Annotated in this window: 14 protein-coding genes; 11 read left to right on the top strand and 3 right to left on the bottom strand. The window is 74.2% G+C overall.

Annotated features, from left to right (window positions below):
- Positions 1–115: 115 nt before the first annotated feature.
- From nagA to ptsP, 7 genes are all read left to right on the top strand, one after another.
- Positions 116–1,276 (top strand): N-acetylglucosamine-6-phosphate deacetylase, encoded by a 1,161-nt coding sequence (nagA, locus tag ACGFIS_RS06070; protein ID WP_392969767.1) that lies wholly within the window; start codon positions 116–118, stop codon positions 1,274–1,276.
- The gene (locus ACGFIS_RS06065) at positions 1,273–2,313 is read left to right on the top strand and encodes an SIS domain-containing protein (protein WP_392969765.1); all 1,041 of its coding nucleotides are present in this window, start codon (positions 1,273–1,275) and stop codon (positions 2,311–2,313) included. The genes nagA and ACGFIS_RS06065 overlap by 4 nt, the downstream gene beginning before the upstream one ends.
- A 49-nt stretch (positions 2,314–2,362) precedes the next feature.
- On the top strand, positions 2,363–2,596 hold the full coding sequence (locus ACGFIS_RS06060) for a glucose PTS transporter subunit EIIB (protein WP_131952497.1): 234 nt from the start codon (positions 2,363–2,365) through the stop codon (positions 2,594–2,596).
- 48 nt (positions 2,597–2,644) lie between these two features.
- Positions 2,645–3,094: a PTS glucose transporter subunit IIA gene (locus ACGFIS_RS06055; protein ID WP_392899782.1), complete on the top strand. Its 450-nt coding sequence runs from the start codon at positions 2,645–2,647 to the stop codon at positions 3,092–3,094.
- A 39-nt stretch (positions 3,095–3,133) separates the two neighbouring features.
- Entirely contained in the window at positions 3,134–3,811 is a 678-nt protein-coding gene (locus tag ACGFIS_RS06050) for an HAD family hydrolase (protein ID WP_392899786.1), read from the top strand.
- Between the two features lie 70 nt (positions 3,812–3,881).
- A complete protein-coding gene (locus ACGFIS_RS06045) occupies positions 3,882–4,154 on the top strand; it encodes an HPr family phosphocarrier protein (RefSeq protein WP_392899788.1) in 273 nt (90 codons plus the stop codon).
- A 3-nt stretch (positions 4,155–4,157) separates the two neighbouring features.
- Positions 4,158–5,840, top strand: a complete 1,683-nt coding sequence (ptsP, locus tag ACGFIS_RS06040) for a phosphoenolpyruvate--protein phosphotransferase (RefSeq protein WP_392899790.1) — start codon at positions 4,158–4,160, stop codon at positions 5,838–5,840.
- A 51-nt stretch (positions 5,841–5,891) separates the two neighbouring features.
- Here the strand turns inward: ptsP and ACGFIS_RS06035 are convergent, their stop codons facing one another.
- The 3 genes from ACGFIS_RS06035 to ACGFIS_RS06025 all read right to left on the bottom strand — a co-directional run bounded on the left by ACGFIS_RS06035 (position 5,892) and on the right by ACGFIS_RS06025 (position 9,789).
- Complete coding sequence (locus ACGFIS_RS06035) at positions 5,892–6,419, bottom strand: hypothetical protein (RefSeq protein WP_392899791.1); 528 nt, start codon at positions 6,417–6,419, stop codon at positions 5,892–5,894.
- 66 nt (positions 6,420–6,485) lie between these two features.
- Positions 6,486–8,129, bottom strand: a complete 1,644-nt coding sequence (locus ACGFIS_RS06030) for a glycoside hydrolase family 3 protein (RefSeq protein WP_392899794.1) — start codon at positions 8,127–8,129, stop codon at positions 6,486–6,488.
- Positions 8,130–8,472: 343 nt separating this feature from the next.
- On the bottom strand, positions 8,473–9,789 hold the full coding sequence (locus tag ACGFIS_RS06025; protein ID WP_392899797.1) for an N-acetylglucosamine kinase: 1,317 nt from the start codon (positions 9,787–9,789) through the stop codon (positions 8,473–8,475).
- Between the two features lie 61 nt (positions 9,790–9,850).
- On the opposite strand from ACGFIS_RS06025, the gene ACGFIS_RS06020 reads away from it, so the two are divergent.
- The 4 genes from ACGFIS_RS06020 (at position 9,851) to ACGFIS_RS06005 (ending at position 13,014) form a co-directional block, all read left to right on the top strand.
- Positions 9,851–10,849: a MurR/RpiR family transcriptional regulator gene (locus tag ACGFIS_RS06020; protein WP_392899800.1), complete on the top strand. Its 999-nt coding sequence runs from the start codon at positions 9,851–9,853 to the stop codon at positions 10,847–10,849.
- Positions 10,846–11,733, top strand: coding sequence for an N-acetylmuramic acid 6-phosphate etherase (locus ACGFIS_RS06015; protein ID WP_392899803.1), 888 nt, complete (start codon positions 10,846–10,848; stop codon positions 11,731–11,733). Before ACGFIS_RS06020 ends, ACGFIS_RS06015 begins: the two co-directional genes overlap by 4 nt.
- Positions 11,734–11,828: 95 nt before the next feature.
- Positions 11,829–12,464: an HAD family hydrolase gene (locus tag ACGFIS_RS06010; RefSeq protein WP_392899806.1), complete on the top strand. Its 636-nt coding sequence runs from the start codon at positions 11,829–11,831 to the stop codon at positions 12,462–12,464.
- A 40-nt stretch (positions 12,465–12,504) separates the two neighbouring features.
- Positions 12,505–13,014, top strand: coding sequence for a DUF6912 family protein (locus tag ACGFIS_RS06005; RefSeq protein ID WP_392899808.1), 510 nt, complete (start codon positions 12,505–12,507; stop codon positions 13,012–13,014).
- Positions 13,015–13,039: the final 25 nt, after the last annotated feature.

The following is a 13,039-nucleotide window of genomic DNA, read 5'->3' as shown; positions in this document are numbered from 1 at the left end:
GTCTTGCGGCCACCTTCGTCTCGTGGAGTATGGTACGAACTGGTCTAGTCCGGACTAGACCAGCAGAACCGGCCGGAACGACCAGCGATCGTCGTGTCGCGGAGAGTGCACAGCCATGGCATCACTACTGATCACGGCCTCCGACGTGGTCGTCACTCCCGCGGACGCCCCCACCCGGGTGCTCTCCCCGGGATTCGTCCGCGTCCACGACGGTGTGATCGCCGAGGCCGGCGAGGGACCCGCCCCCGGCACGCCCGACGTCGAGCTGGCGGACGGCCTGCTCGCGCCCGGCCTGGTCGACATCCAGGTGAACGGGTACTTCGGCCACGACATGGCCGACGCGGACGAGGCCGGCTGGCACACCGTCGTCTCCCGCCTCCCCGAGACCGGCGTGACCGCGTTCATGCCCACCTTCATCACCGCCCCGGTCGAGACGCAGGCCAAGGCCCTGCGCCGCACCCGCGACCTCCTGCCGGACCTGCCGGACGGGGCGCGCGTCCTCGGCGTCCACCTCGAAGGCCCGTTCCTGTCCGAGAAGCGCAAAGGCGCGCACAACCCCGTCCACCTGACCGACCCGGCGCCCGAGGCCATCGCGGCGCTGCTGGAGACCGGGCTCGTCAAGCTGCTCACCCTCGCGCCCGAACGCGACGGCGCGCTGGAGGCGATCCGCACCCTGACCGGGGCCGGTGTCCTGGTCAGCGTCGGGCACAGCGACGCCACCGCCGCGCAGGTCGCCGCCGCGGCCGACGCCGGCGCCCGCAAGGTCACCCACATCTTCAACGCGCAGACCGGCGTCCACCACCGCGACCCGGGCGTGGCCGTGCAGGCCCTGATCGACGACCGGCTGAGCCCCGGCCTCATCCTCGACCTGCACCATGTCGCACCGGAGGTGGCCGCACTGGTGTTCCGGGCCGCGCCGGGACGGGTCGTGCTCGTCACCGACGCGGCCGCGTCCGCCGGGATGCCGCCCGGCACCTACGACCTCGGCGGCGAGCCGATCACCATGCCCGAGCAGGGCCCGCCGCTGCGCGCCGACGGTACGATCGCCGGCTCCGGCCTCCGGCTGGACGAGGCGGTCGGCAACGCGATCGGCCTCGGCATCGGCACCGCCGCCGCGGTGGACGCCGCGACCCGCGTCCCGGCCGACCTGATCGGCCGCCGCGACCTCGGCCGGATCGCGCCCGGCGCCGCCGCCGACCTGGTCTGGTTCGGCCCTGACCACCGGGCGCGGACCACGTGGGTGGGCGGGCAGAGAGTCTTCGGAGGGGGATCATGACCAGTCAGATGCGCGCCGAGATCGGTGAGCAGCCCGACGCGCTGGCCCGCACGATCGGTGCGCTGCTGCCGCGCGTGCCCGACCTGGAGGCGCTGTCCCGGCAGACGCGGCAGGTGCTGTTCATCGCCCGCGGGTCGTCCGACAACGCGGCGGTGTACGGGCGGTACCTCATCGAGTCGCACGCCGGCCGGCTCGCGACGCTCGCCGCGCCGTCGATCGCGACGACCTACCGGCGCCGGCTGGACCTGGACGGCGTGCTGGCCGTGGCGATCAGCCAGTCCGGCAAGACCGAGGAGATCGTCGAGACGCTCGACTGGGCCGGGGACTGCGGCGCCCGCACCGTGGCGGTCACCAACGGCGAAGGGTCGCCGCTGGCGGAGTCCGCCGAGGTCGCGCTGATCACCCAGGCCGGCGACGAGGTCGCCGTCCCCGCGACCAAGACCTACACGACCCAGCTCGCCGCGCTGTCGGTGCTCGGCCTCGGCCTCGGCGCGGACGTGGCCCTGGACGATCTGCGCCGCATCCCGGACGAGGTGGCCCGCGTGATCGCGCTGACCGAGGCGTCGCCCGCGCTGCCGGAGATCGTCGACGAGCTGGCGAAGGTCCCGGGCACGGTCGTGTCCGGGCGCGGCATCGCGTTCGGCACCGCGCTGGAGCTCGCGCTGAAGATCAAGGAGGCGTGCTACCTGCATGCCATGGGCCTGTCGTACGCCGACCTGCTGCACGGCCCGATCGCCGTCGTCGACGCGCAGACGCCCGCGCTGCTGGTGGCCGCCGACTCCGGCCCGACGCTGGCCGGCACCGTCGCGCTGGCCCGGCGGGTCGAGGGGGCGGGCGCCCACGCCTACGGCGTCGGCGGAGGCACGGAGCTGGCGGGGGCGTGCTCGGCCGCGCTGCCCGGCCCCGCGCTGCCCGAATGGGTCGCGCCGCTGGGGCTCATCGTCCCCGGGCAGATCCTTGTGGAGAACCTGGCACGCCGCCTCGGCATCGACCCCGACGTCCCCCGTGGCCTGAACAAGGTCACCCAGACAGACTGAACACGTCCCCGTCACGGCCCGCCGGGCCCACCCCGACTAGGAGAAGAACATGGACAAGGCCGAGGCCATCGTCGCTGCGCTGGGCGGCGCCGACAACATCGTCGAGATCGAGCCGTGCGCCACGCGGCTGCGCACCGAGGTCACCGACGCCGGCAAGGTCGACGAGGCCGCGCTGAAGAGGGCGGGCGCGCACGGCGTCATGCGCAGCGGCACCGTCGTGCAGGTCGTCGTGGGCCCCGAGGCCGACACCATCGCCACCGACATCGAAGACATCCTCGACTGACCCCGGCTTCGACCGACCCGTCCTCGACTGACACGAGGGGCCCCTCCAATGACCCGAGTAATGTCACCGGTGACCGGCCGGGCCGTCGGCCTGGCCGGCGTCCCGGACCCGGTGTTCGCCCAGGCCATGGTCGGCCCGGGCACGGCCGTCGACCCTGAACGCGCACCCGGCCACGCCATCGCGCCCGTCACCGGGAAGATCGTCAAACTGCATCCGCACGCCTACGTCGTGGTGGACGACGAGGGCCACGGCGTCCTCGTCCATCTCGGCATCGACACCGTCAAGCTGAAGGGCGAGGGCTTCGAGCTCCTCCTCTCCGAGGGCGACGAGGTCACCGCCGGGCAGCCGGTCGTCGCCTGGAACCCCGCGGTCATCGAGGCCGGCGGACGCTCGCCGATCTGCGCGGTCGTGGCGCTGGACGCGGGCGCCGACGCCCTGTCGGACGTGGTGGAGTCGGGCGAGGTGACCAAAGGCGCCGAGCTGTTCACATGGAGCTGACGGCATGGATCTGACGGCTGGAACCGGGGGGCCGGCCGCATGGCGGTGATCGGCCTGGGCGCGGCGGTGTTCGACCTCGACGGCACCCTCATCGACACCGAGCCGCGCAACCGCGCGATGTGGTCGCGGCTGTTCGACGCGCACGGCGTCCCCCGCGACGAGGCGCTGATCGCCTCGTTCGCGGGGCGCCGCGGGCTGGAGGTACTCGGCGACCTCGCGCATCTGTTCCCCGGCCGGACGGTCGAGGAACTGTTCGAGCAGGTGCTGTCCTACGGGGCGATGCCGGGGATGCCGCCGGCCGCGCCCGTCGCCGGTGCGGTCGGCCTCGTCCGGTCGCTGGCGGACGCCGGCGTGCCGCTGGCGGTGGTGACCTCGGGGCATCGCCCGTACGCCGAGGGCCTGCTGGACGAGCTCGGAATCCGCGGCCTGCTGGACATCGTGGTGACCGCCGGGGACGTCGCCACCGGCAAGCCGCATCCGGAGGGATATCTGGCCGCGGTGCGCGACCTGGACGTCCCGCCGGAGGAGACGATCGGGTTCGAGGACGCCCCGGCGGGCGTCGCGGCCGTCAAGTCCGCCGGGATGACCTGCGTGGGCGTCATCACCACGCAGCCGGCCGGGGCGCTCGCCGGGGCCGACCACGTGGTGCCCGATTTCAAGGAAGTGGACGTCGTGCCGGGCCCCGCGCTGCGGGTGCGCGGACTGAGAACACGGTGAAGAGCCGAAACGCCGTTGAGAGCGTTGAGCGTTATGAGCGGTGACCGCTATGAGCGATGAGGAGTGTGCAGTGAGCGTGCGCAACGTCAAGATCGAGTCGAGGGTGGGCCTGCACGCGCGGCCCGCCGCGCTGTTCGTGCAGACCGCGGCGCAGGCCGCGATGGACGTGACCGTGGCCAAGCGCGGCGGTGACCCGGTGAACGCCAAGAGCATCCTGGCGGTGCTGGGGCTGGACGCGCGGCACGGCGAGGAGGTCACGCTGTCCGCGGAGGGCGCGGGCGCGGACGAGCTGCTCGACAGCCTTGAGAAACTGCTGTCCCAGCCGGAGCCCGAGGGGGCCTGAGCCGTGCCGGACGTATTGCAGGGTGCGGGCGTCAGCCCCGGCGTCGGCGCCGGGCCCGTGCGGAGCATCGCCGGGGCCGTCCCGGAGCCGCCCGCCGGGTCCCGGCACGGCGGCGACGCGGCCGCCGAGCGGGACACGGCCCTTGCCGCGCTGGAGGCCGTCGCCGCCGACCTGGAGGAACGCGGCGGCCGCGCCGCCGAGGCCGGCAACGCCGCCGGGCGGGACGTGCTGAACGCGCAGGCGCTGATGGCCCGCGACCCCGGCCTCGCCGACGGCGTCCGAGCCAAGATCGACGAGGGGACGGCGGCGGCCCGCGCCGTCTTCGAGGCGTTCGGCTTCTACCGGGAGATGCTCGCCGGGGCGGGCGAGTACATGGCGGCCCGGGTCAGCGACCTGGACGACATCCGCGACCGCGCGATCGCCCGGCTGCTCGGGCTGCCGGTGCCCGGCGTCCCGGAGTCGGCCGAGCCGTTCGTCCTGGTCGCCCGTGACCTCGCCCCGGCCGACACCGCCGTCCTCGACTCGGCGCAGGTCGTCGCGTTCGTGACGGAGGAGGGCGGCCCGACCAGCCACACCGCGATCCTGGCCCGGACGATGGGCGTCCCCGCCGTCGTGGCGCTGCGCGGCGCGACGTCCCTCGCCGACGGCACCCGCGTGCTGGTGGACGGCGCCGCGGGGACGGTGCGGCCCGACCCGTCCGACGACGAGGTCGCCGCCGCCCGAGCCGCCGCGGCAGCCCGCGCGTCCGCGCTGGAGGAGTCCACCGGGCCGGGCGTCACGAAGGACGGTCACGAGGTCCCGCTGCTGGCGAACATCGGCGGCCCGAAGGACGTCGAGGCGGCGCTGGCGAACGGCGCGGAGGGCGTCGGGCTGTACCGCACCGAGTTCCTGTTCCTCGACCGCGCGGCGCCCCCGTCCGACGAGGAGCAGGAGGAGGCGTACCGGAAGGTCCTGGAGGCGTTCCCGGGGGGCCGCGTGGTCGTCCGGACGCTCGACGCGGGCGCCGACAAGCCCCTCGCGTTCCTGCCCGCTCCCGGCGAGGAGCCGAACCCGGCGCTCGGCGAGCGCGGACTGCGGATGATGCGCCGGCACCCCGACGTCCTGGCCGCCCAGCTCGCCGCCCTCGCCCGCGCCGCCGCGGGCCTGACGGCCAAGCTCCAGGTCATGGCCCCGATGGTGACCGACGCCGCCGAGGCCGCCTACTTCGCCGCCGCCTGCCGGGAGGCGGGCATCGAGCATCCCGGCGTCATGGTCGAGGTGCCCGCCGCGGCGCTCCGCGCCCACGATCTCGCGCCGGAGGTGGAGTTCTTCAGCATCGGCACCAACGACCTCACCCAGTACGCGTGCGCGGCCGACCGGCAGGTCGGCGGCCTCGCGCACCTCCAGGACCCGTGGCAGCCCGCCGTCCTCGACCTGGTCGCTCCGGCGGCCGGCGCGGGCGTCCCCTGCGGTGTCTGCGGCGAGGCGGCCGCCGACCCGGCGCTCGCGTGCGTCCTGGTCGGCCTCGGCGTGACGTCGCTGTCGATGAGCGCCCCGTCCCTTCCGCTGGTCCGGGCCGCGCTCGCCCGGCACACGCTGGACGAGTGCCGCCAGGCCGCGGCGGCGGCGCGCACCGCCCGCACCGCCGGGCAGGCCCGCGAGGCCGCCCGCAGCCACCTCCCCGCCCTGGCCGGCCTCGGGGTGTGACGGGCGGCGGGCCGAGGGGTCGCTGCTCGGGGAGCCGGGCGCGGGGGAGGTTCAGGCGTCGAGGACCCAGCGCCCGCCGTTCTGGCGGATGGTGTAGGTGTCCAGGAAGAACGCGTGGGGCGGGCCGCCCGGTTCCGGCTGGAGCCGGGCCGGCTCGCCCCGCCACTTCAGGTCCCGGTGCCGGACGGTGTAGGCGCCGTCCGGTTCCCTCTCGGCGGTCGGCACCGTGACGCCGCGCAGCGCGGCGACGTCCTCGGGACGGAGGCCCGCGCGGGCCCTGCCGAGGCCCGCCTCGCAGCCGCGTTCGCCGAACCGGGCGAGGTCGAATTCGTCCGACGTGTACTTGCACGCCGCCGTGCTCCCCAGGGCGATCGTGCGCAGGTACTTGTAGAGCGTCAGCCGCGCGGGAAGGCTCTCCTCCGGCGACGCCGCGCCGGCGTCGGAGGCGACCCGGGAGTCGCCGGGCTCGGGAGTGAGCGGCGGCATCGTGATCTCGTTCTCGCCGCCGCAGGCGCCGAGGACCGCGAGCAGGAGCACCGGAACCAGAAGCGGGGCCGCGAAGGACGGACGGGTGCGCACGGGGACCTCCTGGGGGCGTGAAGGCGCGCCGATCCTCCCAGGTGGGGCGTCTTCACGTCCATGCCGCTACCCGTAGCGGAGGCCGTGCCCCACGGATTCGCCGGCCACCGGGACCGGGAGCCTGCCCGCCGGGTTCGCCGCGCCGCTCAGCACCTTGGCGAGCGCCTTGACCGAGACGGCGCTGGACGAGTACGCGGCGAGCGTCGCCTCCGCGCCCCCGGCGGCGCCGAGGTCGTAGGGCAGGCCGAGGGCCGCGACGACGACCGGCCCCGGCCCGAGCGCCCGGACCCGGGCGGCGGTGGCCTGCCCCGCGTTCTTCGTGGTCAGGACGGTGACGTCCGCCGAACCCGGGGCCGTCGTCGTGACGCCGTGCCTGCGCAGCGCCGTGCGGAGCGTGTCGCTCTCCGGGCCGGTGACCGCGACCTTCCTGCCCTTGAGGGGAAGGAGGCCGCCGTCGTTGCGGACGAGGGTGACCGCACGCTCGGCGACCCGCCGGGCGGTGGCCTTGTGCGCGGACGTGCCGATCACCGAGCCCGCCTTGGCCGGGTCGGCGGGCGTCTCCTGGAACAGGCCGCGCCGCTGCTTGAGCGTGAGGATCCGCGTCACCGACGCGTCCAGCCGCTTCCGCGTGATCTTCCCCGTCCGGACGGCCTTCACCACCGCCCGGTGGGCGCGCGGCAGGCTCGGCGGCATCAGCAGCTGGTCGGCGCCGGCGTTGATCGCCCGGACCGGTACCTCCGCGTCGCCGTACTTCTCGCGCACGCCCGCCATCTCCAGCGAGTCCGTCGTGATCACGCCCCGGTAGCCGAGCGTGTCGCGCAGCAGCCCGGTCAGGACGGTCTTCGACAGCGTGGCCGGGTCGCCCGACCGGTCGAGCTTCGGCACGACGATGTGCGCCGTCATGATCATGTCGACGCCCGCCGCGATCGCCGCCTTGAACGGAGGCGCGTCCAGCCGCTCCCACTCCTTGCGGGAATGCTTGATCACGGGCAGGCCGGTGTGGCTGTCGGTGGCGGTGTCGCCGTGTCCGGGGAAGTGCTTGGCGGTGGCCGCGATCCCGGCGGCCTGGTAGCCGCCGACCGCCCCGGCCGCCATCTTCGACACCAGCGCCGGGTCGGAGCCGAACGAGCGCAGCCCGATCACCGGGTTGCGCGGGTTCACGTTCACGTCGGCGTCCGGCGCGTAGTCGAGGTTGATGCCGATCGCGCGGAGCTCCGCTCCGGTGACCTGGGCGGCGGCGCGGGCCTGCGCGGGGTCGCCGGTCGCGCCGAGGGCCATGTTGCCGGGGAACCGGGTGACGAACGGGGTCCGCGAGACGATGCCCTGCTCCTCGTCCACGCCCAGCAGCAGCGGGATGCCGGACGCCTTCTGCAGCGCGTTCGACTGCGCGGCCGTCTTCGCCGGGGTGCTGATGTTGCCGGGGAAGTAGATCAGCCCGCCGACGTGGTACTTCTTGATCTTCTCGACGGCGTCGGCACGGCTGGAGAACGTCGGCACGAACAGCTGCCCGACCTTCTCGGCCACGCTCATCTTCGCGACACGGCCGGGGATCCACGCGTCCGGCGCCGGCGTCCCGGTCGAGCCGGGCGTGCCGGACGGGGCGGACGACGTCCGCCCGCCCTTGCCGCCCTCGCCTCCGCCGCCGCAGCCCGCGGCCGTCGCAAGGGCCAGCGCCGCCGCCGCGAACGCGAGTGGAGTGGAAACACGCACCTGACCAGGCCCCCCGACATGGTCTCGGTTCCTCGGTCGCATCGGTCGTCGTGACGTTATGCGTTCCCCGCTCCGCTGTCGAACCGACCTTCCGCGCCCGGGGGCGACCGGCGCGCGGGCCGGGCCGGTGGTCCCACCGGACCCGGCCCCATCGGGACCGCTCCGGCGGATCTGGTTCCACCGTGGTAACACATCAATCGCGATGGACCCCAGGACCGCAGGCAGATTGCTGATCTGGTGGGGTCCATCGCGATGAACCTGACGGCCTCGATGCCGTCTACTTCGGGGGGGCCGGGCCGGGTCGGGTCAGCCGGGCCGGGGCCGGTGGGCCGGGGAGGAGGGCTCAGCCGGGCAGGGGGTGGCCGAGGCGGCGCAGCGCCATCCCGGCCGCGCCGACGGCGCCGTCGCCCGCGCAGCGCGGCGCCGCGGCGAAGCGGTCGCGCAGCCCGGTACGGACGGCGTCGGCGACGGGTCCCTCGCGGAGCACCGAGCCGTGCATGACGACCGGTGCGGAGGGGTCGGACAAGGCCGGGCGCACCGCGTCCACGTCGCGGAGCAGCCACTGCGCGGCCTCTTCGGTGATGCGGCGGGCCACCGGGTCGCCGGCGGCCGCGGCGGCGGCGACCACCGGGCCGAGCCGGCCCAGGGCCGAGGGCGGGCGGCCGTACACCTCCTTGATGATCGCCTGGGCGAGCCGGGGGTCGGGCGGGGGCCCGGGCACCTCCGGATGTCCAGGAGGGCCGGGCACCACCGGATGTCCCGGCGGCCCCAGCTGGCCGGGCGGCCCGGGATGGCCCGGCGGGCCGTGCGCGCCGGGCGGCCCGTGCGCGCCGCCGCCGGACGGGGGATAGGGCCCGTTTCCGGGCGGTGGACAGGAGGCGCCGGGAAACAGCACGACCGTGCCCGCGCCGTTCGACGGGACGCGGCCACCGCCTCCGCCGGGGGAACCCCCGCCGGAGGAGATAACGGTGGCCTGCGACAGGACGGCGGAGCCCGGTGACGGCGAAGGGGCGCCGGCCATGGCCAGCGCCCTTGGGGGACGGGGTCTTCGCCTGTCCGAGTCGATCTCCGCGACCACGGTGGCGCCGAGCAGGGCCCGGGGGACCGAATCGGTGAGCAGCGTCGGGGAGCCGCGGCCGTCGTAGGCGGCGAGCGCCGCCCGCACGGCCTCCTTTCCCAGCCACACCGCCGAACCCTCGTCCCCGACGAGCCAGCCGTAGCCGTCCGCGCGCTGCACGATCGTCCCGTCGTTGATGACCGCCGCGCCGGCGCCCGTGCCGGAGAACACCACGATGCCCTTGGGCTCGCTGGTTCCGGCGGCGAACGCCACCGCGATATCGGTCACCACCGCGGGCGAGCCGCGCAGTCCCACGGCCTGCCATGCCTGCCGCGCCGCCGTGACGGCGGCGGGCCGGCCGGCCGATCCCGCCCCGGCGATCCCGAAGACGCCGGTGAGGATGTGGGTGCGGTCCAGGTCCCCGAGCGCCTCCCGCAGGGCGGTGGTCAGCGCACCGGCGGTGTCGCCTCCAGAGTTGGGGTTGGCCCCGGGGCCGGTGCCGGAACCGGCCAGGGCACCCCCGAGCGTCAGCACGACGCAGCGGGTCTTCGTGCCACCCGCGTCGATACCGACCACGTAAGGACCGGCCAAATGGGTCAACACATGGCGACCGTAGCCTTTTCTACCGTTGACGTGACATCCTGCACGTAAGAAAATTTCCTCCATGAGGAAACCCATCGGCTCCGAGCGGAGCCCTGAGCAGCGCCCCGAACAGGGGATCACGGGGGAGCCCGGTGCGTCACGGGGTGAGGGGTCGGCCCAGCCGGGCGAGAGGGACGCCACGCCGTTGAGCACCGTGGTCCGGGTCCGCTCGCTGCTGCCCTCGCTGCCCCCTGCCGAACGACGCGTCGCACAACGCGTCATCGACGACCCCGAAGGGGTCGCCAACTCCACCATCACCGAACTCGCCCAGGCCTGTGGCACCTCGGAGACCACGGTCATCAGGTTCTGCCGGGCGATCGGGTTCCATGGCTATCCAGAGCTGCGGCTGACCCTCGCCACCGAGGCGGGGCGGGCCCAGAGCGCCACCGGCGGCCGGGTCATCGGCAGCGACATCAGCCCCGACGACTCACTCGAACAGATCGTTGAGAAGGTGACGTTCGCCGATGCCCGGGCCGTCGAGGAGACCGCCGCCCAGCTCGACATCAAGATGCTCGAACAGGTCGTCGACGCCGTCGTCGGCGCGGAACGGGTCGACGTCTACGGCGTCGGCGCCAGCGCGTTCGTCGCCGCCGACTTCCAGCAGAAGCTGCACCGGATCGGACGGGTCTGCTCGGCATGGGCGGACGCGCACATCATGCTCACCAGCGCCGCGGTCCTGGCCAACGGTGACGTGGCGATCGGAATCTCGCACACGGGCGCGACGGTGGAGACCATCGACGCCCTGGAAGTGGCCAAGAGCAGGGGGGCCAAGACCGTGGCGCTCACCAACTTCCCCAAATCCCCGATAGCGGAGGTGGCGGACCTGATCCTCACGACGGCGGCGCGGGAGACGACCTTCCGCTCCGGCGCCACCGCAAGCCGGCTGGCTCAGCTCACGGTGGTCGACTGCCTCTTCGTCGGAGTGGCGCAGCGCACCTACGGGCCGACCCGCAAGGCTCTGGAAGCCACGTTCGAGGCGGTCCGCGGGCGGACCGTGCGACCCGACCGGAGGCGTCGGTGATCGATTGCGAGCTCCCCACGGAGGGACGCAACCCCCGGACCCTCGACGTCGACACGCTGCCGACACTGGAGGTACTGCGCCTGATCAACACCGAGGACGCGACCGTGCCGATGGTCGTGGCCTCCGTCCTGCCCGAGGTCGCCCGGCTGGTCGACATGTCGGTCGACTCGCTGCGCGCGGGCGGACGCGTCCACTACTTCGGCGCCGGCACGTCGGGCCGGCTCGCGGTGATCGACGCCGCCGAGCTGCCCCCGACGTTCGGCATCTGGGGCCGCGTCGTGGCCCACCACGCCGGCGGGTCCGGCGCGCTGTCCCAGGCGATCTCCGATGTGGAGGACGACGTCGAGCTCGGCCGCCGGGACGCGCACGAGGTCCAGTCCGGTGACGTCGCCGTCGGCATCGCGGCGAGCGGCCGCACCCCCTATGTGGTGGGGGCGCTGCGCGCCGCCGCCGAGGCGGGCGCCCGCACCGCGCTGATCAGCTGCAATCCGCACACCCCGTACGCGGACGAGGTGGAGGTGCACATCGGCCTGGCCACCGGACCGGAGGTGATCAGCGGGTCCACCCGGATGAAGGCCGGAACCGCGACCAAGCTGGTGCTCAACTCCTTCTCCACCACGCTGATGATCAGGATGGGGCGCACGTACTCCAACCTGATGGTCAGCGTGAACGCACTGAACTCCAAGCTGCGCGCCCGGCTGGTGCGCATCCTCACCGAGGCGACGGGCATGGATGCTCGCACCTGCGAGAACGCGTTGACGGAAGCAGGGGGGAACACCCGTGTCGCGCTGGTCTCGCTGCTCGGCGAGGTGCCGGCGGCGCGGGCGACGATGGTGCTGGAGGAAACCGACGGCGGCGTACGGGAGGCTTTGCGGCGGTTGTAGACGGGTGCGGCGGCCCGGGTCGCCGCGGGCCGGTGGCGGCCGGGCGGTAGAACGGGATTCGGGGATTGGGGGTGGAATCGCCTACGATCGGGGCCGTGACCGTCAAAGCTGTGATCACCGACTGGGGTGGCGTCCTGACGTCCCCGCTGGCCGACGCGATCGACGTCTGGCTCGCCGCCGACCGCATCGACGTCGGGCATTACAAGAACGTCATGCGCGCCTGGGTGAAGCAGGCGTACGACGGCGCCGGGACCAACCCCATCCACGGGCTGGAGGACGGCTCGATGGCCGTCGCGGAGTTCGAGCGGCTCCTGGCCGCCGAACTGCTCACCGTCGACGGCGACCCGGTGGAGGCCGCCGGGCTGATCGCCCGCATGTTCGGGGCGTTCTCTCCCGTCGAGCCGATGTACGACGCGCTCCGCTCCGCCCGCGCCGCCGGCACCCGCACCGCGCTGCTGTCGAACTCGTGGGGCAACGACTACCCCCACGACCTGTTCTCCGACCTGTTCGACGCCGTCGTCATCTCCTGCGAGGTCGGGATGCGCAAGCCCGACGAGCGGATCTTCCGGCACGCCCTCGACCTGCTCGGCCTGGACGCCGCCGAATGCGTGTTCATCGACGACATCGAGCACAACATCCGCGCCGCCGAGCGGCTCGGCATCCGCGGCATCCACCACACCGCGCCCGACATCACGATCGCCGAACTGCGCGAGCTGAACCTGCTGCCCTGACGCCCGGCGGGGCGGCGGTCTGGCAGACTTGCTGACCGTCATGCGCGTCTACCTGCCGTCCACGCTCACGCTCCTCGCCGGCGTCCACGCCGCCCGGGAGATCGGTCCCGCGCCGCTCGCCGCGCATGCGGTCACGCCCGCGCTGCGCGAGTGGTACGCGGGCGGCGACCTGGAGGAGCTGGAGTACGCGGCGCTGTCCGCCGCCGCCCGCGCCTCGCTGCGGCTGCTCGCCGCCGACCCGTCCGCCCCGCGCCGCCGCGTCGTGCTGGCCGCCGAGGTGCCCGACGACCTGGTCGCCTGGGCCCGCGGCGACGCCGGGGTGGGCAGCGGCGACCGCGCGCTCGTCGAGGTGTCCGCCGCCGTCCCGTGGAAGAAGATCGCCTCCGGCCATGTGGACGACGCGGACGCCGCCGCCGGCATCGCCGCCGCCGCGGACGCCCTCCCCGCCGCCGACGCGGGCGACGACGACGCCCTCTTCACCGTGGACGGCGCCGAAGGCCACGAACTCCTCTGGTACGCCACGCAGGAGTTGCCGCACCTCCTCGACTGACGGGCGGCCTCGGCTGACGAGTGAC

It is taken from the genome of Spirillospora sp. NPDC048824 (assembly GCF_043198455.1).
In the GTDB taxonomy this organism is placed as follows: domain Bacteria; phylum Actinomycetota; class Actinomycetes; order Streptosporangiales; family Streptosporangiaceae; genus Spirillospora.
This window is presented reverse-complemented; position numbering and strand designations above follow the sequence as displayed.